The organism is Demequina sp. NBRC 110051, assembly GCF_002090055.1.
GTDB lineage: Bacteria > Actinomycetota > Actinomycetes > Actinomycetales > Demequinaceae > Demequina.
The window spans coordinates 13,538-39,792 of record NZ_BBRH01000017.1 but is presented as its reverse complement, the minus strand read 5'-3'; the positions used below and the strand labels follow the sequence as shown (position 1 = coordinate 39,792).

The 26,255-nt window shown below is 67.5% G+C and carries 28 protein-coding genes and 1 pseudogene; 20 read left to right on the top strand and 9 right to left on the bottom strand.

Going from position 1 to position 26,255, the window contains the following annotated elements; genetic code table 11:
• Positions 1–6: 6 nt before the first annotated feature.
• Genes B7K20_RS10630 through ybaK form a run of 3 tightly spaced genes read right to left on the bottom strand, consistent with a single transcriptional unit; the run spans position 7 to position 3,934 of the window.
• A complete protein-coding gene (locus tag B7K20_RS10630; RefSeq protein ID WP_084102498.1) occupies positions 7–2,697 on the bottom strand; it encodes an RNA helicase in 2,691 nt (896 codons plus the stop codon).
• Positions 2,694–3,446 (bottom strand): YggS family pyridoxal phosphate-dependent enzyme, encoded by a 753-nt coding sequence (locus B7K20_RS10625; RefSeq protein WP_084102497.1) that lies wholly within the window; start codon positions 3,444–3,446, stop codon positions 2,694–2,696. Before B7K20_RS10625 ends, B7K20_RS10630 begins: the two co-directional genes overlap by 4 nt.
• Positions 3,443–3,934: a Cys-tRNA(Pro) deacylase gene (gene ybaK / locus B7K20_RS10620; protein ID WP_084102553.1), complete on the bottom strand. Its 492-nt coding sequence runs from the start codon at positions 3,932–3,934 to the stop codon at positions 3,443–3,445. Before ybaK ends, B7K20_RS10625 begins: the two co-directional genes overlap by 4 nt.
• Between ybaK and rnhA the strand changes: the two genes are divergently transcribed.
• The 19 genes and pseudogenes from rnhA to B7K20_RS10530 all read left to right on the top strand — a co-directional run bounded on the left by rnhA (position 3,933) and on the right by B7K20_RS10530 (position 18,861).
• A complete protein-coding gene (gene rnhA, locus B7K20_RS10615; RefSeq protein WP_371327885.1) occupies positions 3,933–4,418 on the top strand; it encodes a ribonuclease HI in 486 nt (161 codons plus the stop codon). The genes ybaK and rnhA overlap by 2 nt on opposite strands.
• Positions 4,419–4,422: 4 nt before the next feature.
• A complete protein-coding gene (locus B7K20_RS10610; RefSeq protein WP_084102496.1) occupies positions 4,423–5,064 on the top strand; it encodes a YigZ family protein in 642 nt (213 codons plus the stop codon).
• 35 nt (positions 5,065–5,099) lie between these two features.
• Complete coding sequence (locus B7K20_RS10605; protein ID WP_084102495.1) at positions 5,100–5,999, top strand: DMT family transporter; 900 nt, start codon at positions 5,100–5,102, stop codon at positions 5,997–5,999.
• A gap of 122 nt (positions 6,000–6,121) precedes the next feature.
• Complete coding sequence (locus B7K20_RS10600; protein ID WP_084102494.1) at positions 6,122–7,348, top strand: ROK family transcriptional regulator; 1,227 nt, start codon at positions 6,122–6,124, stop codon at positions 7,346–7,348.
• 150 nt (positions 7,349–7,498) lie between these two features.
• Positions 7,499–8,248: an ABC transporter permease gene (locus tag B7K20_RS10595; protein WP_084102493.1), complete on the top strand. Its 750-nt coding sequence runs from the start codon at positions 7,499–7,501 to the stop codon at positions 8,246–8,248.
• The gene (locus B7K20_RS10590) at positions 8,245–9,048 is read left to right on the top strand and encodes an ABC transporter ATP-binding protein (protein WP_084102492.1); all 804 of its coding nucleotides are present in this window, start codon (positions 8,245–8,247) and stop codon (positions 9,046–9,048) included. The genes B7K20_RS10595 and B7K20_RS10590 overlap by 4 nt, the downstream gene beginning before the upstream one ends.
• A 31-nt stretch (positions 9,049–9,079) precedes the next feature.
• Complete coding sequence (locus B7K20_RS12965) at positions 9,080–10,138, top strand: aliphatic sulfonate ABC transporter substrate-binding protein (RefSeq protein ID WP_234985804.1); 1,059 nt, start codon at positions 9,080–9,082, stop codon at positions 10,136–10,138.
• A 6-nt stretch (positions 10,139–10,144) separates the two neighbouring features.
• Complete coding sequence (locus tag B7K20_RS12960; RefSeq protein ID WP_144018645.1) at positions 10,145–11,665, top strand: sulfatase-like hydrolase/transferase; 1,521 nt, start codon at positions 10,145–10,147, stop codon at positions 11,663–11,665.
• Positions 11,662–13,113, top strand: a complete 1,452-nt coding sequence (locus B7K20_RS10580) for a sulfatase (protein WP_084102491.1) — start codon at positions 11,662–11,664, stop codon at positions 13,111–13,113. Before B7K20_RS12960 ends, B7K20_RS10580 begins: the two co-directional genes overlap by 4 nt.
• Before the next feature lies 1 nt (position 13,114).
• Positions 13,115–14,083: a formylglycine-generating enzyme family protein gene (locus B7K20_RS10575; protein ID WP_084102490.1), complete on the top strand. Its 969-nt coding sequence runs from the start codon at positions 13,115–13,117 to the stop codon at positions 14,081–14,083.
• On the top strand, positions 14,080–14,445 hold the full coding sequence (locus B7K20_RS10570; RefSeq protein ID WP_084102489.1) for a YidH family protein: 366 nt from the start codon (positions 14,080–14,082) through the stop codon (positions 14,443–14,445). Before B7K20_RS10575 ends, B7K20_RS10570 begins: the two co-directional genes overlap by 4 nt.
• Positions 14,442–14,771, top strand: coding sequence for a DUF202 domain-containing protein (locus tag B7K20_RS10565; RefSeq protein ID WP_084102488.1), 330 nt, complete (start codon positions 14,442–14,444; stop codon positions 14,769–14,771). Before B7K20_RS10570 ends, B7K20_RS10565 begins: the two co-directional genes overlap by 4 nt.
• A gap of 156 nt (positions 14,772–14,927) precedes the next feature.
• Positions 14,928–16,526, top strand: coding sequence for a family 43 glycosylhydrolase (locus B7K20_RS10560; RefSeq protein WP_084102487.1), 1,599 nt, complete (start codon positions 14,928–14,930; stop codon positions 16,524–16,526).
• A gap of 361 nt (positions 16,527–16,887) precedes the next feature.
• The gene (locus B7K20_RS13325) at positions 16,888–16,992 is read left to right on the top strand and encodes a hypothetical protein (RefSeq protein WP_234985802.1); all 105 of its coding nucleotides are present in this window, start codon (positions 16,888–16,890) and stop codon (positions 16,990–16,992) included.
• Between the two features lie 180 nt (positions 16,993–17,172).
• Positions 17,173–17,310: pseudogene (locus tag B7K20_RS13315) on the top strand (YidH family protein); the annotation flags it as partial.
• Positions 17,311–17,404: 94 nt separating this feature from the next.
• Positions 17,405–17,536, top strand: coding sequence for a hypothetical protein (locus B7K20_RS13360; protein WP_255372768.1), 132 nt, complete (start codon positions 17,405–17,407; stop codon positions 17,534–17,536).
• A 20-nt stretch (positions 17,537–17,556) separates the two neighbouring features.
• Complete coding sequence (locus tag B7K20_RS10540) at positions 17,557–17,652, top strand: DUF202 domain-containing protein (protein ID WP_084102484.1); 96 nt, start codon at positions 17,557–17,559, stop codon at positions 17,650–17,652.
• Between the two features lie 107 nt (positions 17,653–17,759).
• On the top strand, positions 17,760–18,152 hold the full coding sequence (locus tag B7K20_RS10535) for a hypothetical protein (protein WP_084102483.1): 393 nt from the start codon (positions 17,760–17,762) through the stop codon (positions 18,150–18,152).
• A 91-nt stretch (positions 18,153–18,243) separates the two neighbouring features.
• Positions 18,244–18,861: a CueP family metal-binding protein gene (locus B7K20_RS10530; protein WP_144018643.1), complete on the top strand. Its 618-nt coding sequence runs from the start codon at positions 18,244–18,246 to the stop codon at positions 18,859–18,861.
• Between the two features lie 117 nt (positions 18,862–18,978).
• On the opposite strand, the gene B7K20_RS10525 is transcribed toward B7K20_RS10530, so the two are convergent.
• On the bottom strand, positions 18,979–20,544 hold the full coding sequence (locus B7K20_RS10525) for an MFS transporter (RefSeq protein ID WP_084102482.1): 1,566 nt from the start codon (positions 20,542–20,544) through the stop codon (positions 18,979–18,981).
• Positions 20,545–20,766: 222 nt separating this feature from the next.
• Here B7K20_RS10525 and B7K20_RS10520 point away from each other — a divergent pair, with 222 nt between their 5' ends.
• Positions 20,767–21,330, top strand: a complete 564-nt coding sequence (locus B7K20_RS10520; protein ID WP_084102481.1) for a TetR/AcrR family transcriptional regulator — start codon at positions 20,767–20,769, stop codon at positions 21,328–21,330.
• Between the two features lie 4 nt (positions 21,331–21,334).
• Here the strand turns inward: B7K20_RS10520 and B7K20_RS10515 are convergent, their stop codons facing one another.
• The 5 genes from B7K20_RS10515 to B7K20_RS10495 all read right to left on the bottom strand — a co-directional run bounded on the left by B7K20_RS10515 (position 21,335) and on the right by B7K20_RS10495 (position 26,219).
• On the bottom strand, positions 21,335–22,093 hold the full coding sequence (locus B7K20_RS10515; protein ID WP_084102480.1) for an ABC transporter ATP-binding protein: 759 nt from the start codon (positions 22,091–22,093) through the stop codon (positions 21,335–21,337).
• A complete protein-coding gene (locus B7K20_RS10510) occupies positions 22,090–23,091 on the bottom strand; it encodes an iron chelate uptake ABC transporter family permease subunit (protein WP_234985801.1) in 1,002 nt (333 codons plus the stop codon). The genes B7K20_RS10515 and B7K20_RS10510 overlap by 4 nt, the downstream gene beginning before the upstream one ends.
• A complete protein-coding gene (locus B7K20_RS10505; RefSeq protein WP_144018642.1) occupies positions 23,081–24,094 on the bottom strand; it encodes an ABC transporter permease in 1,014 nt (337 codons plus the stop codon). Before B7K20_RS10505 ends, B7K20_RS10510 begins: the two co-directional genes overlap by 11 nt.
• An 18-nt stretch (positions 24,095–24,112) precedes the next feature.
• Positions 24,113–25,147, bottom strand: a complete 1,035-nt coding sequence (locus B7K20_RS10500) for a siderophore ABC transporter substrate-binding protein (RefSeq protein WP_084102479.1) — start codon at positions 25,145–25,147, stop codon at positions 24,113–24,115.
• A gap of 196 nt (positions 25,148–25,343) precedes the next feature.
• On the bottom strand, positions 25,344–26,219 hold the full coding sequence (locus B7K20_RS10495; RefSeq protein ID WP_200809073.1) for a 3-methyladenine DNA glycosylase: 876 nt from the start codon (positions 26,217–26,219) through the stop codon (positions 25,344–25,346).
• Positions 26,220–26,255: the final 36 nt, after the last annotated feature.

Here is a 26,255-nt window from a genome sequence, read left to right as displayed (position 1 = left end):
GTTCGGCTACTGCGGGCCTACCGCTATGACCTCGATCACCGGTGCTCCCGCCTCGTCCGAGGCCTCGAGATCCACCAGCGCCGTGATCGCCCAGTCGTGGTCGCCCGCCGGATCCGCCAGCACCTGACGCACCAGCCAGGTGCCCTCCGGGAGGGCACCCTCCGCGGTGGCCGCCAACGCCGCCTGCGCGCGCCCCTCGGCGTGGTCGCCGCCGGGCTCCACGAAGGTGAGCAGCGCCGCCGAGCGGGCGTCGGGGCCGATGTCGATCGCATCGTCTCCCTGCGCCTCGAAGAGCGGGTCAAGGGCGTCGCGCCACGCATCGGCCGTCCACCCGGAGCGCCCGTCGAGCGCGCCCAACGCCGTGTAGTCCTCGCGAGCGGCGAGCTCGACCCGGCGGAACATCGCATTGCCGACCAGGCGGCGCAGCACCCGCGGGTTGCCCGTCATGGGGCGCGCCGGGCCCGCCATCGCCGGGGTGAGCCCCGCGGAGGCGGGGTCGGCGTCGTCGGCGACCACGGCATCGGGATTCATCAGGCGTTCCCACTCGTCGAGCAGGGACGAGTCCGTGGAGCGCACCACCTCGCCCAGCCAGTCCGTGATCGCCTCGACCTCGTCGGTGCGGTGCTCCTCGGGGACCGTCTGGCGCATTGCGCGGTAGGCCTCCGCGAGGTAGCGCAGCACCACACCCTCGGTGCGCTCCAACCCGTAGACCGAGACCAGGTCGCCGAAGGACATCGCCTTCTCGAGCATGTCGCGCACCACGGATTTGGGGGAGAGCTCCGCGTCGAGTACCCACGGGTTGGCGCGGCGGTAGGTGATGAAGGCGGGCTCGAGGAGATCGGCGAGCGGACGGGGCCACGTGACCTCCTCCATGAGTTCCATGCGCTCCTCGTACTCGATGCCGTCGGCCTTCATCGCCGCGATCGCCTCTCCTCGGGCCGCATGCTGCTGTGCGATGAGGACCTGGCGCGGGTCCGACAGGGTCGACTCGATCACCGAGACCACGTCGAGGGCGTGATCGGGCGACTCGACGTTGAGCAGGTCCATCGCGGCCAGCGCGAAGGGGGACAACGGCTGGTTGAGGGCGAAGTTGCGAGGGACGTCCACCACCAGACGCATGGTGGGGCGTTCCCCACGCGGGTGCGTCGGGTCCGGGACACGCAGCTGCTCGACCACGCCCGCGATCTTGAGCGAGCGCGCGATGCGTAGGGCCTGGCGCGCGTGAGCGGAGCGCTGGGCGTCGGTCTCGTGGAGAGCGGCCAGGAGGTCGCGCATGGCGAGCACCGGGTCCTGCGGCTCGCGGTCGAGCCACGGGTTGGCCTGGCCGCGCGCGAGGATGTTGAGCACCATCGCGTGCGTGACGGCGAAGCGGCTGGTAAGTGGCTCGGGCTCGGCTTCGCGCAGGCGCTCGAAGGTGGCATCGGTCCAGTTCACCGAGCCCTGCGGGGCCGACTTGCGGACGATCTTCTTGCGCTTCTTGGGGTCGTCGCCGGCCTTCAGCAGTGCCTTGCGGTTCTCGATGACGTGCTCGGGGGCCATGACGAGGACGTCGCCCTCGGTGTCGTAGCCGGCGCGGCCCGCGCGGCCCGCGATCTGGTGGAACTCGCGGGCGCTCAGGTGGCGCATCCGCTCGCCGTCGTATTTCACGAGGCTCGTCAGCAGCACGGTGCGGATGGGGACGTTGATGCCGACTCCGAGGGTGTCGGTGCCGCACACGACCTTGAGCAGACCTTGCTGGGTGAGGCGCTCGACGATGCGCCGGTACTTGGGCAGCATTCCCGCGTGGTGGACGCCGATGCCCGCGCGCAGGAATTTACTTAAGGTCTTACCGAATCCTGTGCCGAAGCGGATGCCGTCGAGGGCATCTGAAATGGCCGCGCGCTCCGCCTTGGTGGCGACCTGCATGCTCAGCAGCGCCTGCGCACGCTCGACGGCGTCCTTCTGCGTGAAGTGGACGATGTACGCCGGGGACTTGCCGGATTCCACGAGCCGTTCGACGACCTCGGGCAGCGGCTCGAGGATGTACTCGAAAGTCAGCGGCACGGGGCGCTCGGCAGTGGTGACCTCGGCGACGGCGCGGCCGGTGCGGCTCTCCAGGTCCTCCACGAGCCACGAGGTGTCGCCCAGCGTGGCCGACATCAGCACGAACTGCGCCTTCGGCAGCTCCAGCAGCGGCACCTGCCACGCCCAGCCGCGCTGGGGGTCGGCGTAGAAGTGGAACTCGTCCATGACGACGATCGACGCCTCGGTCGCCGCACCGTCGCGCAGGGCCAGATTGGCAAGAATCTCGGCCGTGCAGCAGATGATGGGAGCGTCGGCATTGACCGCTGAGTCGCCCGTCATGAGCCCCACGTTCTCGGACCCGAACAAGTCGATGAGATTGAAGAACTTCTCGCTTACCAGGGCCTTCAGCGGCGCCGTGTAGTAGGTCCGCGCTCCCTTGCCCGCGCGCTCGGCGGCCAGCGCCGCGAAGTGGGCGCCCGCCGCGACCAGCGACTTTCCCGATCCCGTGGGGGTGGCGAGAATGACGTGCGAGCCGGAGACGATCTCCATGAGCGCCTCGTCCTGGTGCGGGTACAGCGGCAGACCCGTGTCGGCCGCCCAGGTGGCGAAGGCCTCGTAGAGGGCGTCGGGGTCGGGTGCCTGCCCTGTGTCGGTGGCAGGCAGGGCGGCGAGCAGCGGGGCGGTGGTGCTCATGCGGTCCGCTCGTCCGTACCGTCCGGGCGTGACCCCATCACGGCCGTCCCCACCCGGATCATGGTCGCGCCCTCGGCGATCGCCCATTCCAGGTCGCCCGACATGCCCATCGACAGCTGCCACGCGCTCGACAAATCAATTGCGCCACGTTCGGAGGAAATCAGGGCCGTATCCCTGATCTCTCGCAGCACCCGATAACCGGCCCGGACATCGGCCTCGACTGGCGAGTTCAGCCCGATCGTCATGAAGCCGACCACCTCGAGCGCAGGCAGCGACTGCACGGCCGCCGCGAGCGACAGCGCCGCCGACGGCGCGACCCCCGCCTTCGACTCCTCGCCCGAGACGTTGACCTGGATCATCACCTGCAGGTCGCGCTCGGCCTCGAGGCACAGCCGCGACAGCCGTTCGGCAAGCTTCAGCGAGTCCACCGTCTGCACGCACGCCGCGTACTCGACGGCGATCGCCGCCTTGTTGCGCTGCAGCTGGCCGATGACGTGCACCACGGCCCCCGCCTCTCGCAGCGCCTCGCCCTTCTCGGCGAGCTCCTGCATGCGCGACTCGCCTACGAGCCGTGCGCCACCAGCGACCGCGCCTGCCGCAGCACCCGCATCCCACGCCTTCGTCGCCACCAGCACCTGCACGCCCGAGCCCGCGCGCCCGCACGCGGCCTCCGCGACGTGGACGCGGGCGCGCACGTCGGCAAGCGCCGCCGCGTAGTCGTGGTCGAGCGGGGTAGAAGCGAGACTCATGAGCCCTTCCCAATAAACGCGGTCGAGGCGCCCGTGAGGCGCACCAGGTCGGCAGGGGCCAGCGAGACGTCGAGCCCGCGCCGCCCTCCGGAGACATAAACGGTGTCGAAATCGAAGGCAGAAGAATCCAACACCGCCGGCAGTCGCTTGCGCCCGCCCAGCGGCGAGATGCCGCCCACCACGTAACCCGTCGCACGTTCCGCGACTGCCGGCTCAGCCATCGAGGCCTTTTTCGCCCCCGCCGCGCGCGCCGCGGCCTTGAGGTCGAGCGATCCCGAGACGGGCACGATACCCATGGTGAGCACACCATCGGCCTCGAAGCACAGCGTCTTGAACAGCTGCTGGGGGTCCACGCCGAGCTTCTCGGCAGCTTCAAGCCCATAGTGCTGGGCAGCAGGATCATGCTCGTACGAGTGAACGCCGTGCGGAACGCCCTCGCGCTCCAGCAACGCCAGCGCCGGGGTGCCGGTGGGTGCAGTGCGGGCCATGGCCCCCATTGTGTCCTATCGTTTCGGGGTGACTTCCGACGCCCCCGCACACGTGGACATGTGGACCGACGGCGCCTGCAAAGGCAACCCCGGCGTGGGCGGCTGGGGCACCCTCATGGTGTGGAACGGCCGCGAGAAGGAGATCTTCGGCGGCGAGCGCGAGACCACCAACAATCGCATGGAGCTCACCGCCGTGATCGAGGGCCTCAAGCTCCTGAAGCGTCCCTGCCAGATCACGCTCCACGTCGACTCCCAGTACGTCATGAACGGCGTCACCAAGTGGATTCACGGCTGGAAGCGCAACGGCTGGAAGACCGGCGACAAGAAGCCCGTGAAAAACAAGGAGCTCTGGATCGAGCTCGACGAGCAGGTCGCCCGCCACGACATCAAGTGGGTGTGGGTCAAGGGCCACGCCGGTGACCCCGGCAACGAGCGCGCCGACGCCCTCGCCAACAAGGGCGTCGACCAGGCGCGCCGCGGCTAAGCCCATGACCCTGCCCGCCACGATCGCCTCACCGGTCGAGGTGCGCACCGAGATCAAACGCTCCGTGTTCCTCGCGTCGCTGACTCCCGTCAGCTCCGTTGGGGCGGCCGATGCCGTGGTCGCCTCGATCCGCAAGGCCCACTGGGATGCGCGACACCACTGCGCCGCGTTGATTGTCGGCCCCCTCGGCGAGCGCCAGCGCTCGAGCGACGACGGCGAGCCCGCCGGGACTGCCGGGGTGCCCATGCTCGAAGTGCTGCGCCATCGGGAGGTGACGGATGTGGTCGCGGTCGTCACCCGGTGGTTTGGCGGGGTGAAGTTGGGCGCCGGCGGACTGGTGCGCGCCTATGGCTCCGCGGTCGCGGCGGCCCTCGACGAGGCGCAGTGGGTGGACCGCGTGCCGCTCACCGCGCTGAGTCTCGACGTCCCGCATGCCGACGCCGGTCGCGTCCTCGCGAGCCTGCACACCTGGGCCGACGCCCACGGGGCGGTCCTCGACGAGCCGCGTTACGGCGCGGTCGCGACCCTCGGCCTGCGCGTCGCGCCCGAGGCAGTCGATGCCGCCCGCGCGGAGGTCGCCGCGATCACCGCGGGAGCCGTCGAGGCGGCCGTGGGGGAGACCGCCATCGTCGACCGTCCTCGGTGACACGGCCGAAACCTGCGATGGGCCAGGATGTCCCCATGACGACCGACGCCCGCACCGCCGGCATGCCCCTGCTGGTGATCCTTGGCCTGGTGTGCCAGGAGGCCGGCGCCGCCGTCGCGGTCACCCTCATGCCCCAGGTGGGCCCGTGGGGAGTCATCGCCATGCGCCTGGTGTTCTCGGCGCTCGTGCTGGTGCCGCTTGCCGTGGTGAGCCTCAGGCGCGGCGGCCGCATCCACTGGCCCACCGTCGTGGCCTTCGGCGTGGCGCTCGCGGGCATGAACACGTTCTTCTATCTCGCGCTCGAGCGCATCCCGCTCGGCATCACCGTCACGATCGAGGTGTTGGGCCCCCTCGTGCTCAGCGTGGTGGCGAGCCGCTCGTGGGCGGGAGCCCTGTGGGCCGCGCTCGCGGCCACCGGCGTGGCGCTTCTCGGTGGTGGCGCGCACGATCTGGATCTCGTGGGCGTCGCCTTCGCCGTCGGCGCCGCCGTGATGTGGGCCGCGTACATCCTCACCGCCCGTGCCGCCGGAGCCGCGATGCCGGGCGTGGTGGGGCTCGCCTTCGCCATGGTCGTGGGCGCCGTGCTGACCCTGCCCGTCGCGATCGGCGTGGTGGGCGCGGCCCTGTGGCACCCAGGGGCGCTCGCGCTCGGACTCGCCGTCGCGGTGCTGTCCTCGGCCGTTCCCTACGGGATCGAGCTCACCGCCCTGCGCCGCATGAAGGCGGAGACGTTCGCCATCCTGCTCGCTCTCGCGCCCGCCATCGCGGCCCTCGCCGGGCTCATCCTTCTGGACCAGCGCCTCACGTGGGCCGTGGCGGCCGGCATCGCGTTGGTGACGGTCGCGGGTGTGGGGGCCGTCGCATCGGCCGGTCGTCGGGCGGTCCCCGCCGCCGAGGAAATTGCCGTCGAGGCGACCGCCGAGAGCACACGGTAGGGGGGCGTGACTGGTAGTGCATGCGCGCTGCCGGTCATGGTTTTGACGGTCATCCGAAGGAATTTCAAATGTTTTCTGTCGGGGTCTTGACGGAAAAAAACTGAACCCGCAGGATCGTCCGCATGTCGACGATGACTGGAGCGCACACACAGGTGCGCCGTACCCACGAGGTTCGAGTGCTTGACGCGTTGCGTCAGCACGGCGCGATGAGTCGATCCGAGCTCGCGAGGCGAGTGGGGCTGTCGCGCACGACCCTGTCGGACATCACCGCCGATCTGCTACTCAGAGGAGCGATCGTCGTCGCCGACACTGACGCAGCCGTGCGCTCCGGAAGTGGACGTCCGGCTGAGCGGCTTGCTGTCGACCCTGCCTCGGGCCAGTTTCTCGGCGTCGACTTCGGTCACCGTCGGGTCACCGTGGCGATCGCGGATGCCTCTCACAACATCCTCGCGGAAGGGGCATGTCGCTATGAGAGCGATGCGAACTGGGAACGGCGGCTCGCCGCAGCGTACGGACTTATCGACGACCTCGCGACCCGCAACGGCGTGCACCTGTCGGACCTTCAAGCAATCGGCATCGGAGTGCCGGGGCCCTACACCTATGCATGCGAGGGTGCGCCAACAGTGACGTGGAAGAAGCAACTGGCGCCCGACGGAGTTGACCGTGCTTTCGAACAGCGCTTCGGCGCCCCGGTCATGGTCGACAACAACACGCGCCTCGCCGCTCTGGCTGAAGCTATCGCTGGGCCGTCGGCGGCCGACGACCTGATCTACGTGAGGCTGTCCGATGGCGTCGGGGGTGGTCTCATCGTCGCTGGCCGGCTTGTCATGGGAACGCGCGGTTACGCCGGTGAGCTAGGCCACGTGAATGTTGACCCTCACGGTGCAAGGTGCCAATGCGGCAAGCGTGGGTGCCTCGAGACGGTGGCATCCGTTCCCGCCATCCTCGGAACGTGCCGGGCCAACGGGCTCGACGTCGAGACGCTCGACGACCTGGCTGAGGCGGTGCGCATCAGTGATCCCGTCGCCGAGCGAGTGCTGCGTGACGCGGGTGGGGCCCTGGGGCGCGTGCTCGGCGGGGCAGCGATGACGCTCAATCCCGATGAAGTGGTCATCGGCGGCGAGATTGTTCACATCGCCCCGGTCTTGGTCGAGCAGGCGGCCTCGACATTGCGGTACGAACTGTCGCCCATCCCCACCGACCAGACACAGACTGTGCGCGCCGCGCTGCTGCGTGACAACGATGGAGCCGTCGGCGCCATCGCCTCCTTGTTCCACCAGTCCCCCCTGGCAGCTGCCTACTCGGCCGTGGCGCCGAGTGGTCGCCGCCACCCGCACGAAGGAGTGTGAGATGACCTGCCAACGCCATGCATCGAAAGGTCGTCGGTGCCCATGAATAGTCTTTCGGAAGCCCCGCAGGGGGTCGACTCGTCGCCGGTGTCTGGCTCCGGTGCAGCGCGGCCCAGTTCTCCCTCATCCCGAGGCCGCGTGCGACGGGTGATGTCGAAGCGCACCCGTATGTACCTCTACAACGCGATCTCGATTGTCGCGGGAATCGGAATCTGGTGGCTGCTTGCGCTGAGCGGGCTCCAACTCCCGACCCCTCCAGAGGTCGTCGAGGCCGCCGCTCGGATGTGGTCTGCAGGAATCATTCAGGAGGACGTCCTGGCAAGCCTGCAGCGTGTGCTCATCGGATTCATCCTGGGTTCTGCCGCTGCGATTCCCGTGGGGTTCCTGATGGGTTGGTACTCGATCGCGCGCGGGCTCTTTGAGCCCTGGATCCAGTTCTTCCGCACGATCCCTCCGTTGGCATTGCTGCCGCTGGTCCTGGTGCTCCTCGGCATCGGTGAGGTGCCGAAGGTGTCCGTGATCTTCCTTGCAGCCTTCCTGGCCTGCGTGATCTCGACCTTTCAGGGCGTGGTGAGCGTCGATCGCACCCTCATCAACGCCGCGCGAGTCCTAGGGGCCAAGGACGGCACCATCTTCGCGCGCGTCGTGGTCCCGGCGTCGACTCCGTTCATCCTCGTCGGTATGCGCGTGGGTCTGGGATCGGCGTGGGCCACGCTTGTCGCCGCCGAGCTCCTCGCCGCCCAAGCGGGTCTCGGGTTCCGTATGCAGCAGGCACAGATCTACTACGACCTGCCGACCATCTTCGTGAGCATCGTCATCATCGGAGTCCTCGGGCTCGTGATGGACCGCCTGCTGTTGTTCGCGGAGAGTCGGCTCACTGGATGGCAGGAGCGACGATGACCGATACCGCAGGACCAAAGATTTCGATCAGCGGAGTCCGTAAGGTCTTCTCGCTCAAGGACGAAGACTTCGTCGCGCTCGACCATGTCGATCTCGACATCGCCGACAACGAATTTGTCACGGTGGTGGGCCCGTCGGGTTGCGGCAAGTCCACCTTGATGAACATCCTCGCCGGCCTCGAGGAGCCGACGGCGGGAGAGGCGTTCGTTGCGGGCACCTCGGTCTCGGGTCCGGGCCCCGATCGTGGCGTCATCTTCCAGCAATATGCGTTGTTCCCCTGGCTGACCGTGCGTAAGAACGTGGAGTTCGGGCTCAAGGTCGCGGGAGTGTCGAAAACCGAGCGCCGCGAGCGAGCCGAGCACTTCATCGAGATGGTAGGTCTGAGCCAGTTCGCCGATGCCTTGCCCAAAATGCTGTCGGGTGGCATGAAGCAGCGCTGCGCGATCGCGCGGGCGTATGCGGTTAATCCTTCGATCCTGCTCATGGACGAACCGTTCGGCGCACTCGACGCGCTCACTAGGGTCAAGCTCCAGGAGCAACTGCTCGATACGTGGAGTCGCGAGCAGCGCACCGTCGTCTTTATTACGCATGACGTCGACGAGGCGGTCTTCCTCGCCAATCGCGTGGTCGTGATGGCGGCACGCCCAGGGCGGATCTATGACGTGGTCGACGTCAACCTGCCCTATCCCCGGACGGAGGACGTACGGCTCAGCCCGGAGTTCACCGAGCTGCGCAATCGCGTTTGGCATTCCGTCTATCACCAGCAGTCCGGCAACGTCGCCGGCACCGCGTCGCACTGACGCGTCCTTCAGTCCCCCGAGGAGGGAACCCATGCACCACCTGCGAAAGTATGTTGCGGCGCTCGCGATGAGCGCGGCAGTCACCGTGACGGCCGTCGGCTGTTCTAGCGCTTCCACCACCGAGGAGTCGTCGACGGGTGCGGCAGCGCCCACGGGCGCCAACTCCGAGGCGCCCGGCGGTCAGTACGACGACGTCATCGATGTGAACTTTGGTTTCATCCCCGACTACAACGGCACGAGCCTTTTAGCGATCGCCGAAGAAGAGGGCATCTGGGACGATTACGGGCTCAACGTGTCGACCCAAACCTTCACCAACGGGCCGCTGCAGATCCAGGCACTCGGTACCGGCGACCTCGACTTCGGCTACATCGGTCCCGGGGCGTTCTGGCTTCCCGCGAGCGGGCAGTCGAAGATCGTCGCCATCAACACGCTGGGCCAGGCTGACCGCGTGGTCGGCCAGCCGGGCAACGACACCATGGAAGACCTTCGTGGCAAGACCGTGGCGTTCCCCGAAGGCACCTCAGGCGACATGATCCTGACACTTGCTCTCCAGGACGCGGGGATGACGAAGGACGATATCGAGGCTTTGCCGATGGAGCCCAGCGCTATCGTGGCTGCACTCTCGTCTGGCCAGGTCGATGGCGCCGGCTTCTGGTACCCCGCGCTCGAGACGGTGAAGGAGCAGGTCCCCGATCTTGTCGAGATTGCCGACAACTCCGACTTTGAGGACACGGTGGCTTTCCCGACTGCCTTTGTCGCCAGCAACGACCTCGTCGAGAACGAGTCCGACAAGCTCGACCGCGTTCTCAAGGCATTGCGCGATGCAATGGAGTTCCGCGCCGCCAACGTCGACGAATCGATTGCGATGACTGCTTCGTTTAACGCGCTCGAGGAGGAGGCGGTTGCGGGTGATGCTGCGAACGTGAAGATTCTTTCTCTCGACGAAATTGACACCCTCACGGAGGACGGAACGGTCGACTCCTGGCTGTCCGGAATGGTCGATTACTTTGTGGGCGCAGGCAAGCTCGACGCCACCGTCGAGCCAGGCTCGTTCTACACTGGCGATCTGTTTCTGAAGGCAGGCGAGTAGTCCACAATGTCGCCGAGCAACATCCTCTTCCTCATGACTGATCAGCACCGGGCCGACACCCTGGGAGCCTACGGGAATCGGCACGTCGCCACACCGGTGCTCGACGAGCTCGCGCGGACGGGCACGCGTTTTGACCGGTGGTACACGCCAACGGCCATCTGTACGCCTGCACGTGCGAGTTTGCTGACCGGCCAGGCGCCGTTTCGGCATCGGGTCCTCGCCAACCACGAGCGCAACGTGGGCTATCTCGAGGACCTCGAACCGGGAGCCTTCACGTTCGTGGAGGCGCTGCGCGCCAAGGGCTACAACACCGGGCTTGTCGGGAAGTGGCATGCTGGAACGCAGCGTTCCGCGGCGGACTTCGGCTTCGACGGCCCCGACCTTCCCGGATGGCACAACCCTGTCGAGAACGAGGATTACGTCGGATACCTGCGCGATCGTGGGCTCCCTGAGTACCGCATTAGCGACCGTATCCGGGGAACGTTGCCCAATGGTGGGCCGGGCAACCTGTTGGCTGCCCGGCTCCACCAGCCGGTGGAGGCGACCTTCGAGCACTACCTGGCGACGCGGACCATCGAGATGCTCGAACGCTACGCTGCGGATTCTTCGAACGACGGGAAGCCATTCTTCGTTCAGTTGAACTTCTTCGGGCCACACCTGCCCTACATCCTGCCCGACGAGTACTTCGATCTGTACGACCCGCAAGACGTTGAACTTCCGAAGTCGATGTCGGAAACCTTCGCCGGTAAACCGCCGGTGCAGCGCAATTACAGTGAGCACTGGACCTTCGACACTATGCCCATCGAGGTCAGTCGGAAGTTGATAGCGGTCTACTGGGGATACGTCGCTCTGATCGACATGGAAATCGGTCGAGTGATGGCGGCGCTGGCCGATCTGGGTCTGACGGACAACACTGCGGTTTTCTTTACCTCCGACCACGGCGAATTTACCGGATCGCACCGCCTGCACGACAAGGGGCCCGCGATGTACGAGGACATTTACCGTACGGCAGGCATTGTGCGCGTGCCGGGCTCACCTTCTGGGCAGGTGCGGCGCGAGTTTGTCAGCCTTCTCGATGCCACCGCAACGATCCTGGAGATAGCGGGTGTGGATTCCGAGGCGGCGGTGGACTCCCGAAGTCTGTTGCCGTTGGTTGCAGGTGAGCATGTGCCGGCATGGCCTCGTGAGGTCTTGTGCGAGTTCCACGGGCATCATTTCCCGTATCCCCAGCGGATGCTCCGAGACGAACAGTACAAGCTGGTTGTGAATCCAGACTCGATCAACGAGCTGTACGACCTGGACAACGATCCCGATGAGCTGATCAACATCTACGCGCACCCCGAGATGCAAGGTGTGGTGCGCGACATGATGGCACGGCTGTACCGGGCGCTGCGCGCGCGCGGCGACAACTTCTACCACTGGATGACGACGATGTATGACGTAGGGGAGGTCGACTACGATCCCACCCAATCCGGTTTGGACGAGACGACCTATCGTCGAGAGGCGAACGCCGAGACGACAACATGACCACACGCCCAAACGTGGTGCTCATCCTGACCGACGACCACGCCGCTCACGCGATCGGTGCCTACGGCTCGATCGTCAATGAGACGCCCCGCATCGACGAGCTCGCGCACGGCGGCGCGGTGCTGGAGAACTGCTTCGCCACCAACTCGCTGTGCTCACCGAGCAGGGCATCCATCCTGACCGGAACGTATAGCCACGTCAACGGAGTGACCACCCTTGTCACGCCCATCGACGCTGCGCAACCTACATTCATCACTCACCTGAAGGCAGCGGGATACCGCACCGCAGTCGTCGGCAAGTGGCACATGGGCGACGGTGATGGCCACGACCCGCAGGGGTTCGACTACTGGGACGTGTTGATCGACCAGGGCGAGTACCACAATCCTCGATTCCTCAACCCGTCGGGGCTGAGGGTCGAGGAGGGGTACGCGACGGATGTCATCACTGACCTTGCGCTCGCGTGGCTCGAGACGCTCGATGACCAGACTCCATGGTGCGTGCTGATCTGGCATAAAGCACCGCATCGGCCCTGGGAACCCGCGCCGCGGCACCTCGCCGAACGACGCGAGCCCGTGCCGCTGCCCGCCACGTGGGACGACGATCTCGCGACCCGCTCCTCGTCGGCTCGCCGCGCGGCCATGCGCATCGCCGATCACCTCACGGCCGAGGATCTCAAGATGGAGCCGCCGCCCGGCCTCACGTACGACGAGGAGGCGGTGTGGAAGTACCAGAGATACATGGAGGACTACCTGCGCTGCGTCGAGGCCGTCGACGAGAACGTGGGGCGTGTAACCGATTGGCTGCACGAGCGGGAGCTCTTCGACGACACGCTCGTGGTGTACGCATCGGACCAAGGTTTCTTCTTGGGCGACCACGGGTGGTTCGACAAGCGCTTCATGTACGAAGAGTCGATCCGGATGCCGGTGATCATGTCCTATCCGCGTCGCCTGCCAGCGGGCACCAGGGAAGAGGGCATCCTCACTAATGTCGACATCGCTCAGACTGTCCTGGACGCAACCGGGATCGACGCGCCACAGCGTATGCAGGGGCGCAGCATTCTCGGCGCCATCGAAGCGGGCGAGACGGGACGGCGAGACGGCTTCTATTACCGGTATTGGGAGCACGATGATGTCTTCCACAAGGCACCCGCCCACTATGGATATCGCACGGATCGCTACAAGCTCATCTACTACTACAACGACGGTCTCGGCATCCCTGGCACTGGTGAGTTCACCTACGCTGGCGAGTGGGAGATGTATGACCTCGAGACCGACCCGGACGAAACCTGCAACGTGGTCCACGACCCTCACTACGCGGACATCGCACGTCACCTCCGTCGACGGTTGCTTCGTGAACAGCGCGACGTCGGCGACCGACGGCACGCCAGCGACACCGAGGAGCGGTGGGAGGCGCAGCTCGGAGCTGGCGCGGAAGGCACAGGGTCCTGACATGGCCGACAGTGGGTGTGGTTGCGGTTGCGGAATGCCTCCACGAGACGCGGGCGCACAGCCGCAGTCACGGCCCGTCTTGCCCGTCAGCGCCGCCAGCCGACACTCGGACGCGTCACACGCCGTCGCGCAGGTGATGGTCCCTGCGGGCACGTTCGCGATGGGCGACTCGAGTGGTGATCGCAACAGCGCGGACGGCGAGACACCGGTGCATCCCGTGACCATCGATGCATTCTCGGTCGACGCGACCACGGTCACGAATGACGCGTTCGCGACCTTCGTGGACGCGACCGGGTACGTCACGGAAGCGGAGCAGTTCGGCTACTCCGCGGTGTTCCACCTGGCCGTGGAGGCGCCGCGCACCGATATTCTGGGGCAGGCGGCGGGCACGCCGTGGTGGTTCGGCGTCAGGGGTGCGTCATGGCGCCAGCCCGGCGGCGCACTGTCGTCGATCGAAGATCGTGGTGATCACCCGGCGGTGCACGTCAGTTGGAACGACGCTCAGGCGTATTGCGAGTGGGCCGGCCGGCGACTCCCGACGGAGGCCGAGTGGGAGTACGCGGCGCGGGGTGGTATCGAGCGCGCCAAGTACCCGTGGGGCGACGACGAGGTCGACGAGCCAGAGTGGCGGGTCAACATCTGGCAGGGCGAGTTTCCGCGTGTCAACACCCTCGCCGATGGGTTTCTCACCACGGCGCCTGTGCGAACCTTTGAGCCCAACGGCTATGGACTGTGGCAGCCGGTGGGAAACGTCTGGGAGTGGTGCCAGGACTGGTTCAATCCGAGCACGTACCCCTCGGCGCCGCGCGACAATCCAGTCGGGCCCGCCGACGGAAGCGCACGTGTTCTGCGCGGCGGCAGCTACCTGTGTCACCCGTCCTACTGCAACCGCTATCGCAACTCCGCACGCTCCTCGAACACCCCCGACTCCTCGATGGGCAACGCCGGATTTCGCACGGTCGCCCGATGAGCGCGCACACGCGGTTTCCCCGCTCCGTGTACACGCGCGGTCGTGAGCCTGACGTGCGGTTCTCCTTCGCGAACGAACGCACCTATCTCGCGTGGATGCGCACGGCGCTCGCGCTGATGGCCGCAGGCGTGGCACTCGAAGCGCTCGCGGTGAACCTGCACCCGGGCCTGAGGCTTAGCGCGGCGCTCGTGCTGATCGGGGCAGGGCTGGTGCTGCCGTCCCTCGCATGGGCGCACTGGATGAAGTCTGAGCGTGCACTGCGCCTCGATGGGCCCTTGCCTGGTTCGTGGCTGGGACTTGTCGTGGCGGTGGCAGTGACTGCCGCGGGCGCCCTCGTGGTGTGGGCCACCGTCGGGGCATGACACCCCCTCGCGACCCGGGTCTGCAGCCAGAGCGCACAGCGCTCGCTTGGCGCCGTACTGCGCTCGCCATGGCCGTCGGCTCTGTAGTCGCGGCACGTGTGCTGCCCCATGCGATGGGGGACATGTCGTGGGTGCTGGCAGGCATCGGCGGTGTTGTGGCGTCGGGCGTCGTCGCGGCGCTGGGGCAGCGTCGGTATCGCCATCTGCATGGTCAGGGCGCGACTGCGGTGAGACGCGGAGGCGGTGATCTCCTCGTCGTGGCGTGCCTGGTCACGACGGGCGCGATCGTCCTGGCAGTGGCTGCAGGACTCCTGGCCACTGGCTGAGGGCACGCGTCCGTTGGATTGCCGGCCGCATTCTGTCAACACATGTGCGGAAAATGTGGCCTCTTTATGTCAGGTTCTTGCCGGAAAAAAACGACCCTGCTGGTATGAAAATGCGCACGAGCACGTGCGCTACTTCAAAGGCGAAGGGACAATGACATGTCACTCAAGCGGACGATGACGGGGGCTGTGGCAGTGTGCGCGGCGACTGCGACGCTCCTCGGCGCGGCAGCAGTGGCTGCGGTGGCTGCGCCACCCACGGACGCGGATACCGACCCGCCGCGCTCCGTCGCCTATCCCGCGAACTGGCCTGACCTCGAGCCATACGGCATCGCCGATCAGCGAGAGGAGATCTCCGCACGAGACGATAACTCGATGGTCTTGGACCTCGAGCTGCGACCGCAGGACGAGGAGCTGGGCAGGGTGTGGATGCGAGACACCTACGTCAACCGGTACGAGGTCGACGGTGAGTCGCTGTATGTCGCGACGGGCACCACCCGCGTGCCTGGTCTGGACAAGGCGGGCCCGTGGAACGACGGCTTCTACGTATGGACAGCCCCCGGGCTCGACGGGCCTTGGACGCTGGTGGACACCACTGGAATTCGGCCCGACGCGCCCAAGGGCAAGGTCTGGTCGCCGGAGTTCGTAGACGAGAACACGGCCGAGCGCACGGTGGTCGCCGACTGGCAGACGTACAAGAACCCGGAAGACTCCACGCTCCGCGAAGGCCAGGCCTGGGCACCGGAACTGCACTACATCGACGGCACGTGGTATCTCGCCGGAACGATGGGCGACAACGCGCGGCTCGTCGGCTCCTTCGTGCTGGTGAGCGACGGCGGGCCCGAAGGGCCCTACCGCAACATCGAAGCAAGTGTGGACAAGCCCCTGGGCGACCTGGTTCGACCCACCAATCAGACCCGATACCACATCGACGGCGGGCTCTTCGATGACGGCGAGGACACGTACCTGGTGCTTCACAACCACGAGTACGCCCTGTTCACCGACGACATGGAGAACCTCGTGACGCCCACCAACCTGCCGAAGTTCGACCAGACAACGTATAAGCCGGAGCCCTATCTCGAGGGTGCGACGGTGACGAAGTACGGCGGTAAGTACTACTTGATGCACGCAGCGTGGTCGCGGCGATCGGGTCCCGATAGCGATCCCGCGCTGTCGTACCTGCCGGGTGGGACGCAGGAGCAGTATGACGCGATCGTGGCCGTGGCCGACTCCTTCGAGGGCCCCTACACCGAGCGCTACACGGCCGGTGTAGGCGCCGGACACAACAACATGTTCATCGACGAGTCCGGTCAGGTGTGGATGACGTTCTTCCGCAATCCCAACTTCGGATACTGGGCCGACCCTGTGCGCCTCGCCGACTCCGCGGTCCCTGGCGTGATCAAGCTCGAGTGGACCGGTCCGGACGGCAACCGGCTCTACGCCCAGCGACCGGTCGATGCACCGACGTACGACTCGACCGCCAGCTACCAGCGCGGCGACATCGTTGCCTTCGGGGGCGCGTCCTACGAAGCGCAGTGGTGGACACGCGGCCAGGAGCCTGGTGTTTCGCCCTTCGGGCCGTGGGTGGAGGCCGGTTTCAACGGCGCCTGCGGAGCCAGTTGGACGGCATCAGGTGTGTACGGCGAGGGCGATGCCGTCGTGCGTGATGGCGCACTGTGGAAAGCTCAGTGGTGGACACGCAACCAGGAGCCCGGCACCTCCCCGTGGGGCCCGTGGAGCAAGGTCGCGAGCTGCTGACGGACCGGCACGTCGGTGACGCCGCCCCGCGCTATGCGGCCCGGACCGTGGTGACACCTCGGGCTGGAGACTGAAGTACGCGAGGACCTCCGGACGGGGTGGGTGATGTCCACATCGTCTCCCGCCCGGAGGTTCTCGTGCCGTACCGTCATGCCCAAAGAACCGTGCGCGAAGCCGTGGTGAACCGACCTCTCGAACGCGCACCGGCCGTGCGACATCCGACGGATTGATGGCCCGAGCTCCGTGCGCCTCCGGCAGGTGTGAACGTGCGACAGGCAGGTACACGTGGCGAACGGCAATCGCGGTCCGAGCATGCACGACGTCTCCGCGCACGGGCATCTCGCATCAGACCGTCAGCCGCGTGCTGGACGACTTCCCCGTGGTCCGACCGGAGACCCGTGACAAGGTTCTTGAGGCGATCGAGAACTGGGCTACCGCCGCAGCGTCGCGGACCGCGCCCTCGTGACGGGACGGTCGCAGACCATCGGCATCTCCGGCCCGGAGATCCCCGACATCGGCCCGGTGTCCACGCTGCACGCCGTCGACCGTGCGGCGCGTCGTATTGCATCCGTTACCGAAACTCCGCGCGCTCGTCTAATACGCCGGATTCACCGATGTGCAATGCGGGCTTTCGGACGGTCGCAGGATGAACCGGCCCCGGCGCTTCCCGCGTGCGGTCTACGGTCAGGGGAGCGAGCCCGACGCGCGATTCAGCCAAGCGAACGAGCGCACCTTGCATGCATGGCTACGCGCGTCGCTCGCGCTCGTGGCGGCGGGCGTGGCGCTCCAGACGCTGGCGTCTGGTCTTGAGTCGCGGTGGAGCCTGGCGGCCTCATTGGTGTACTTGTCGCCGGTTCCGTCCTGCAAGGACTCGCGTGGTGAGCGTGGATGCCGCCGAGAGATCCATACGCCTCCACGAAGCGTTGCCCGGCTTGTGGTGGGGGCTCGTCGTCGTGGCTGCGACGACTCTCGCCGATGTTCTTGTCGTGATGGCGATGGTGCTGGGGTGACGTCTGTGTGAGACCCCGGGTTGCAAGGAGAACGGACTCAACTCGCGTGGCGCCGAACCGCGCCCGCGCTCGGCGCAGACTCGCTCGTCGCCACCCTCGCCGTCGCTGCGCGCTAGCAAGGCACATGCCGCGTACGTCGTACGTGTGCCGTCTCGCAACGGCACCGACCATGTGGGCCCGAGGTCCTGACCGTGATGCGCATATGCGGTTACAGTCGTGGAGCATGACCGCCAGCGGCCTCCACCCCCGTAGCCGGGTCGCGGTGCGCTCGGCGGTGCTTGCCGGCCTCCTCGCCCTCGCGGTCAGCATCGCGATGGGCTTCGCCCATGCATGGGCCGATGCCTCGGCCGGGGCATCGACGGGTCACCACGCGATCGTGGAATCCGTTGTCGATGCGGCCCCGGTCATCACCTGCGAGACCTGCGGCGAGCCCGAGGACGGCGTCGCGTTGGCGTGCCTGCTGACTCTCTCCGTGCTCGCCGTCATGGCGGTCATGGGCCCCCGCGGGCCGCTTGCCGTGCTGCTCGCACGCCGCACCCCGGCACCGCCCGTCCCCCTACGGGGCGCCCGGCAACCGTCCCCAACCCTCCTCGCCCTCGGTATCTGTCGCACGTGAGGTGAGTGCCGCCGCAACCGACCCCCGGTCGCCCGCGGCACCGCGCTCCCCGCCGCATCCATGCGGCACCACCACTCGTGAAGGACAGATCATGACTACTCGCACCACCCGCATGCTGCGCACCGCAGCCATCGCCTCCGCCCTCGCCGTGGGACTCGCCGCGTGCTCGTCGCCGCCCGCCGAGGCTCCCAACACGGCTTCCGCTTCCGCCGCCGCCACCGCAGCCGACGCGGTCCTCGCGCCCTATGGACTCGACGGTCTCGACGCCCGCCAGGTCATCGACGCGCTCGAGGCGATGCCACTCGACGAGCGCCCCGCCGACCTCCGAGCCTCTGTACGGCCGGATGAGCTCCTCCTCACCGGCGCCGACGGGGCAGAGGTCTCCATGCCCATGCCCGCCGACGCCTTTTACGTCTCCGTGGCTCCCTACGCCGACAGCACCCACGAGTGCTACTTCCACTCGCTGACCACGTGCACCGGCGAGATGTCGAGCGCCGCGATCGACGTGCTCGTCACCGATGTGGAGACGGGCGAGGTGCTCGTCGACGAGTCCTCGACCACGAGCCCGAACGGTTTCCACGGGATGTGGCTGCCGCGCGACACGGAGGTGGATGTCATCATCACCCGGGACGGCAAGTCCGCCACTCAGCGGCTCGACACCTCTGGCCCCGATGACGCCACGTGCGTCACCACTATGCAGCTGGCCTGACCGCCACCGTGAACGCCAGCGGCGCCCCCGGAAATGTATCCGGGGGCGCCGCTGGATGGCTGACCGGGGACGCTTCGCAGCGTGCCCGCGCCGGGAGGGCCAGGCCTCAGGGACGCGTCACCGCGTGCCCGCCTCGCCAGACGTTGAGCCGGGGTGGGCCGTCGGGGCGACCACGGCATCGGCCGTCGGCGCTTGAGCCCCGGACAGGGGCGAGCCGGCGACCTCGGCTTCGGCAAGCACTTCGGGCTCTGAGATCGTGACGTGCACGGTCGGCTGCACCCGCACCAGCAGGGCGGCGGCCACCGCGGCCACGAGCACCGCCGCGACAGAGACCCACATGGCGGTGGTGAAGCCGTAGACGGCCGCCTGGGCCTGGTCGGCGTCGAGGCCGCCGTTGTCGGTGATCCAGCGGGTCGTGGCGTTGGCCGCGACCGTGTTGAGCAGCGCGATGCCGATCGATCCACCCACCTGCTGCGTGGTGTTGAGCGTGGCCGAGACCACGCCGGCATCGGTGCCGCGCACCCCACCGGTCGCCGTGGCCATCGACGGCATGAACGTCATACCCATGCCAAGTCCCAGGAAGACCAGGCCCGGGAACACGTGCAGCCAGTACGACGACCCGACCTCGATCTGCGTGAGGAAGGCCAGGGCGGCGGCCGCGAGCAGCAGGCCGGGAAGCATGAGGCGGCGCGGGCCGACGCGGGGCAGCAGGCGGGCCGAGATGCCGACCGACCCTGTCATCATGCCGACGACCATGGGCAGGAACGCGATGCCGGTTGCCATGGGGGAGAAGCCCTGGATGCCCTGCATGTAGTACGTGAGGAACAGGAACACGCCGAACATGCCGATCTGGCTCAGTCCGACCGCGGTGAGTGCCCCCACGCGGTTGCGGTCACGCAGCAGGTGCAGCGGCAGCAGGGCATGCGGGGTGCGGCGCTCGACCGCGACGAAGACAGCCATGAGGGCGATTCCCACAGCGAGGGAGCCGAGCACGATGCCCGAGGTCCAGCCGTCGGTCTCCGCCTCCGACAGGCCGTAGACGATCGCGAGCAGACCGGCTGAGGCGAGAACAGCGCCGGGGATGTCGAGGCGCACACGCACGGTGGAGCTGGAACGGTCGTGCAGGAACAGCGACGCGCCGATGACCGCGACGATCGCGATCGGCACGTTCACCATCAGGGTCCAGCGCCAGTCGACGTACTGGGTGAGCGCGCCGCCGAGGATGAGGCCGATCGCCGCGCCGCCACCGGCGATCGCGCCATAAATACCGAGCGCGCGGGCGCGCTCCTTCGCCTCGGTGAACGTGACGTTGAGCATGGACAAAGCCGCGGGGGCGAGGAGGGCCGCGAAGACTCCCTGGAGCGCGCGGGCCGAGATCAGCATCTCGAAGTTCTGTGCCACGCCGCCCAGCGCCGAGGCGCCGGCGAAGCCGATGAGGCCAATGAGCAGCGTGCGCTTGCGGCCCATGACGTCGCCCAGGCGTCCGCCCAGCAGCAGCAGGCCGCCGAAGGCGAGGGTGTAGGCGGTGATGACCCACTGGCGGTCGGCGTCGGAGATGCCGAGGTCGGCCTGCGCGGTGGGCAGCGCGATGTTGACGATGGTCATGTCGAGCACGACCATGAGCTGCGCGAGGCCGATCGCGGCCAGGCCCCACCAGCGGCGGGGATCGGGGGTGGTGTCCATGGGGGGACCTTTCGTGAAGGGTTTGCGCGCCGGCGGAGGGCCGATGCGGGCGGCGCCGTCCGTGGGGATGCCCGGCTGGGCGAGGTGGAGGCCCGGGTTCTTGTGGAACTTCCTAGCCGTCCGGTAAGTTACGTAGTGGACATTAGGCGCTCTACTAACCGGGCGTCAAGTTAGTTGGCGATTTTTTACGTGAAATTTGCTCGACAGCAGGAGGCGAACGTGATGGCTGAGGCGGCGACGCGCAGGCGCGGTGACACGCGCGAGCGGATCCAGGAGGTTGCTCTTGAACGCTTCACGTCTAACGGGTACGACCAGACGTCGCTGCGAGAGATTGCCGAGGACCTGGGCGTCACGAAGGCGGCCCTGTACTACCACTTCAAGTCCAAGGAGGAGATCCTCGACGGGCTGCTGTCCTCCGTCGCGTTTCAGGTCGACGAGCTCGTCGCCTGGATGCGCGAGGAGACGCCCACGCATGAGCGCCGCATCGAGATGATCCGCCGCCTGGGCGACATCACCCGGGGCGCGGGTGGGGGAGTGCTGCAGTGTGTGCAGCAGAACGAGGTGGCGCTGGCCAACATGGGCCGCACCACCGAGCTGATCCATCACATGAAGCAGCAGCTGTGGGACGCGGCGCTTCCCGAGGATGCCTCGATCGAGGACAAGCTGCGCATGCGCATGGCCGTGATGGCCGTCCTGGTGTCCTCGAAGCCGGACTCCGACCTGGGCGGGACTGCTGAGGACCGCGCCGCGGCCGCCCAGGTGGTGGCGGCGTCCCTGGTGCCGTAGGCGCCTATTCGTAGTACAGCGCCACGGGCTTGCCGTCGATCTGGTGGACCTCGACGGGGCTGTCGTAAATGTCAGCGAGGACGTCGGGCCGCATGAAGCCGGACACGTCGGCATCGGCCACCACGCGGCCGTCGCGCAGGGCCACGATCCGGTCCGCGTAGCGCGCGGCGAAGTTGATGTCGTGGAGCACCACGATGACGGTCTTGCCCCACTCGTCCGCGAGCTGGCGGATCAGTCGCATGATCTCCGTCATGTGGCGCAGGTCCAGGTTGTTCAGTGGCTCGTCGAGCAACACGTATCGCGTGTCCTGCGCGAGGATCATCGCGACGAAGGCGCGCTGGCGCTGACCGCCGGAGAGTTCGTCGAGGAACCGGTCGCGCAAGGGCTCGAGGTCGAGGTAGTCGAGTGCGCGCTCGATGTGGTCGCGATCCTCGACGGTGAGGCGGCCCTTCGAATGCGGAAAGCGGCCGAACTCGACCAGGTCGTGCACCGTGAGGCGTGCCGCGATGTGGTTGTCCTGGCGCAGCACCGCGAGGGTGCGCGCGAGGTCGGACGAGGGCGTCTCGGCAACGTCGCGACCGTCGATCGTCACGGTGCCGGCATCTGCCTGGACGAGGCGTCCCACCACCGAGAACAGCGTCGACTTTCCCGCGCCGTTGGGGCCCAGCAGTGCGGTGACCCCCACGTCGCCGAGGGTGAGGGAAACGTCATCGAGCGCCGCGGTGTTGCCGTAGCGCTTGGTGACATGGTCGAGCGCGATCATCGCGCCCCCTTTCTGAGCACGAGCACGAGGAAGAACAGGCCGCCTGCGAACTCGATCACGATGGACAGGCTCGCTCCGAAGGAGAACACCTGCTCGAGGATGAGCTGCCCGGCCAGCAGGAAGACTGCGCCCAGCAGAGCCGCGGCCGGCAGCGCCCAGCGATGGCGGAACGTCCCGGCGTAGGAGTAGGCGAGGTTGGCCACGATGAGGCCAAAGAACAGGATGGGGCCCACGAGCGCTGTCGAGGCCGCGACCATCACGGACACGATGATGAACAGCGCCATCACCACACGCCGATGGTTGACCCCGAGGCCCACAGCGGCCGATTCCCCGAGCGACAGCACATCGAGCGTGCGCACCAGCGGCACGATCGCCGCGCATCCGCCGGCGACGATCACGGCGGTGGCCGCCAGGAGGGTCGGGTCGGGGCGGGTGAGCGACGCGAAGGCGGTGTCGGTGAGGATCTGAAAGTCGAGCGGGTCGAGCATCCGCTGCATCCACTCCGTGAGCGACCGGAAGAACGTGCCGAGCACAATGCCCACCAGGAGCATCAGGTGCAGCGAGCGCCGCTTGCCGCCGAACAGCCACGTGAACAGCAGGGTGCTGAAGGCGACCATGACGAGCACCTGCACCACCCACAGCGTGAGGGGGTCGGTGCGCAGGAACGTGACTCCTCCTGCGACGAACACGATCACCGTGGAGATGAGCATGTAGAACGCGTCGAAGCCCATGATCGACGGCGTCAAGATGCGGTTGCCCGTGATGGTGTGGAAGACCACGGTCGACACGCCGACGGCGACCGCCACCACGGCCATCGCCGCGATGGTCAGCGAGCGCACGCGCAGCGCAAACGTGAACGAGCCGGGGATGTCGGTGAAGAGATAGGTGGCCGCGAGGGCGACCACGACGGCGCCGAGCATGCCGATGCGTACGGCGGGCGAGGACCAGGTGAGGCGGCGGCGTGGGGGAGCGGGCGCCTCGACGACGTCAATGAGCACGACTTCCCTTTCTCAGCAGCAGCCACAGGAACAGGCCGGCGCCGATGACGCCCACGATGACCGAGAGCGGAATCTCGTAGGGGAAGCGCACGGTGCGCGCGATGATGTCGCACGCGAGGACGAAGACGGCGCCCAGTCCCGCGACCCACGGAATGGAGCGGCGCACGTTGTCGCCCACCATCAGGCTGACGATGTTGGGCACGACGAGTCCCAGAAACGGAATCATGCCGGCGGTGACGAGCACCGATGCCGTGATCACCGCGATCACACATGTGCCGATGGCCATGACGCGTCGGTAGTTGAGGCCGAGGTTGGTGGCGAACTCCTCGCCCAGGCCGATCACGCTGAAGCGGTCGGCCGCAATCCACGCGACCACCACCATGGCGGCGGCGAACCACACGAACTCGTAGCGGCCCTGCATGACGGTCGCGAAGCTGCCCTGCGACCACTGGCCCAGCGACTGCAAGAGGTCCAGTCGGTAGGCGAAGAAGGTGGTGACGGCGCCGACGATGCCGCCGAGCATGACCCCCACCAGCGGCACGAGCACCAGCTGCCGCACGGGCACCGCGCGGATCACGCGCAGGAACACCCAGGTGCCGACCAGCCCAAAGGCCGTCGCGACGCCCATCTTGCCGACGACGGCCATGCCTGGCCACAGCACGATCGTGACGAGCATGCCCAGCGTCGCGAACTCGGTGACGCCCGTCGTTGAGGGCTCGACGAACTTGTTGCGCACCATCATCTGCATGATGAGGCCCGCGATCGCGAGCGAGGCGCCGGCGAGGATCACGGCGACGGTGCGCGGCACTCGGCTGGCCACGAGGAGGAAGGCGGCATCGGCGTCGCCCGCGATGAGGGACGCGGGGGTCACGTCGGACACTCCGATAAACAGGCTCGCCACGGCAAGGACGACGAGTGCGACACCGATGAGTGCCCCCACCCACGCCCGGCGGGGCCGGGTGCGGGTGGGGGCGTCGGTGCGCGTGAGCGCGGTGTCAGTCACGAGAAGAGGGACGGTTCCTTACTCGGTGATCTGCAGGACGTCGTCGATCATCAGCTGCGTGGTGTCGATGCCGCCGAAGACGATGTACCAGGGCGTGGGGTCCAGGTACACGATCTGGTCCTCCTGGTACGCGGTCGTCTGGTGGACGATGTCGTTGTCGAGGACCTCCGCGGCCGCCTGGGCGTCCTCGGTGCCGGTCGCGGCGTCACGGTCGACGACCCAGAGGTAGTCCGGGTCGTTCTCGAGCAGGAACTCGAAGGAGACGGGCTCGCCGTGGGTGGCGGAGGCGATGTCGTCGACGACCGGGGTCACGCCGAAGACGTCGTAGATGAGGCCGCCGCGCGCGGCGCGAGCGTCATCCGAGCCATCCGACGGGGACAGCGCGCTGAGCGAGCCGCCCGAAACCATGATGCCCAGGCCGGTGCCGGCCTGCGCGGTCGCGGCCTGTGCCTCGGCGATGCCGGACTCGAGTTCGGCGAGTGCAGCATCGGCCTCGTCGGAGGCGTCCAGGACCTCGCCGAAGAAGGCGACGTTCTTCTCGAGGGTGTCCTCGAAGGAGCCCGCGATCGAGGTATCGATCGTGGGGGCGATCTCGCTGAGGTCGTCGTACAACGTGGCCGAGCGTCCGCCGATGACGATGAGGTCGGGCTGCTGCGCCTCGATCTCCAGCAGGTCGGCCTCGAACAGGGTTCCCGCGTTGAAGGCATCGTCGGCCAAGTAGCTCTGGAGGTAGTCGGGGACGGAGTCGAGCGGGGCACCCGCGATCTCGCCGCCCAGGGCGCCGATGGTGTCGAGCGAGGCCATGTCGAACACAACGATCGTCTCGGGGTTCACCGGGACCTCGACGCTGGTCTCCTCGAACGAGGGGTCCTCGTCCTCGCCCGCGGTATTGCGGTTCCACGTGTAGGTGACGGTCTGCGGCTCGCTTGCGGCGGCTACGGCGGCGTCGGAGGTCGTCGTCGACTCCGCGTCGTCAGTCGACGCACATCCGGCGAAGACGACGGTCGATGCGGCGATCGTGGTGATCGTCGCGAGGGATCGTGCAAAAGCCATGGGTCTCTCTTCCGGGAGGGCGCAAGCGCCCGCCCCTCGGTCGGGTGGAGGAGGGTGCGGCGCCGCGCCCAAATACGCAACTGGTGCGTACGGAAAATGACCCTAGCGCATTTTGCTCACAGCGGAAGCACGTAATTCGACATCTCCGCGCGAATGTCGTCGCCCGCCCCGTGAGGAGGACCGAGCCGGCGCCGCGTCAGCGGTGCGCGAGCACGGCGTCGCACACGGCGATGAGGCGCTCGCGCAGGGGTGCCGCCCGGCGCGTGAACTCCCGCTGCCGCGCGGCGTACTCGCTCTTGCCCTCGGGGGTCTCCACCGGGATGGCCGCGAGGCCGTATGACGACACGTCGTACGGCGAGGCCTGCATGTCGACGTAGCGCACGTCCCGCGCCAGCTCGAAGCAGTCGAGCAGCAGGTCTCCGGGGGTCGCAGGACCCAGCTTGTAGGCCCACTTGTACAGGTCCATAGTGGCGTGCAGGCAGCCGGGCTGCTCCATGGCCACCTGCGAGTCGCGGGTCAGCTGATGGGCGTTGAGCGGCACGGCCGGCGGGGTGAAGAACCTGAAGGCGTCGATATGGGAGCAGACCAGGGGGTTGGCGTCCACGGCAGCGTCCGTGCCGTCCTGACCCAGCCGCAAGGGCAGGGAGTGCCTGCGGTCGTCGTCGGCCCGGTAGACCATGGCCCACTCGTGCATCCCGAAGCATCCAAGAAGCGGCTTGCGGCCGGCCGTCGCCGCGAGCAGGCGGCGAATATGTGCGACCGCGTCGCCGCGCGCGGCGGCGAAGGCCGCCGCGTCGAGCCCGGTGAATCCGTCGCGTGAGGTGACGTACCAACGGCTACCGGCATACGCATCGGCCGCCTGCAATCCCACGCCGATGCCCGGGTGCCACCGGCGCACCTGGCCGGGCTTGAGCGCGAAGTACTCGAACAGGAAGTCCTCGATCGCGTGGCGCTCACCCCTGGCGGCGCGTTCGCGGCGGCCGGCGGTCAGCGCATCCGCTCGCTCCTCGTGCGCCTGTGCGAGTGCGCGCCATGTGTCCTCGGGAAGGACCGTCGAGACGAGCGTGGGCACACCCCATTGTCTCAGGCCTCGGCAGGTGCGCCCTCA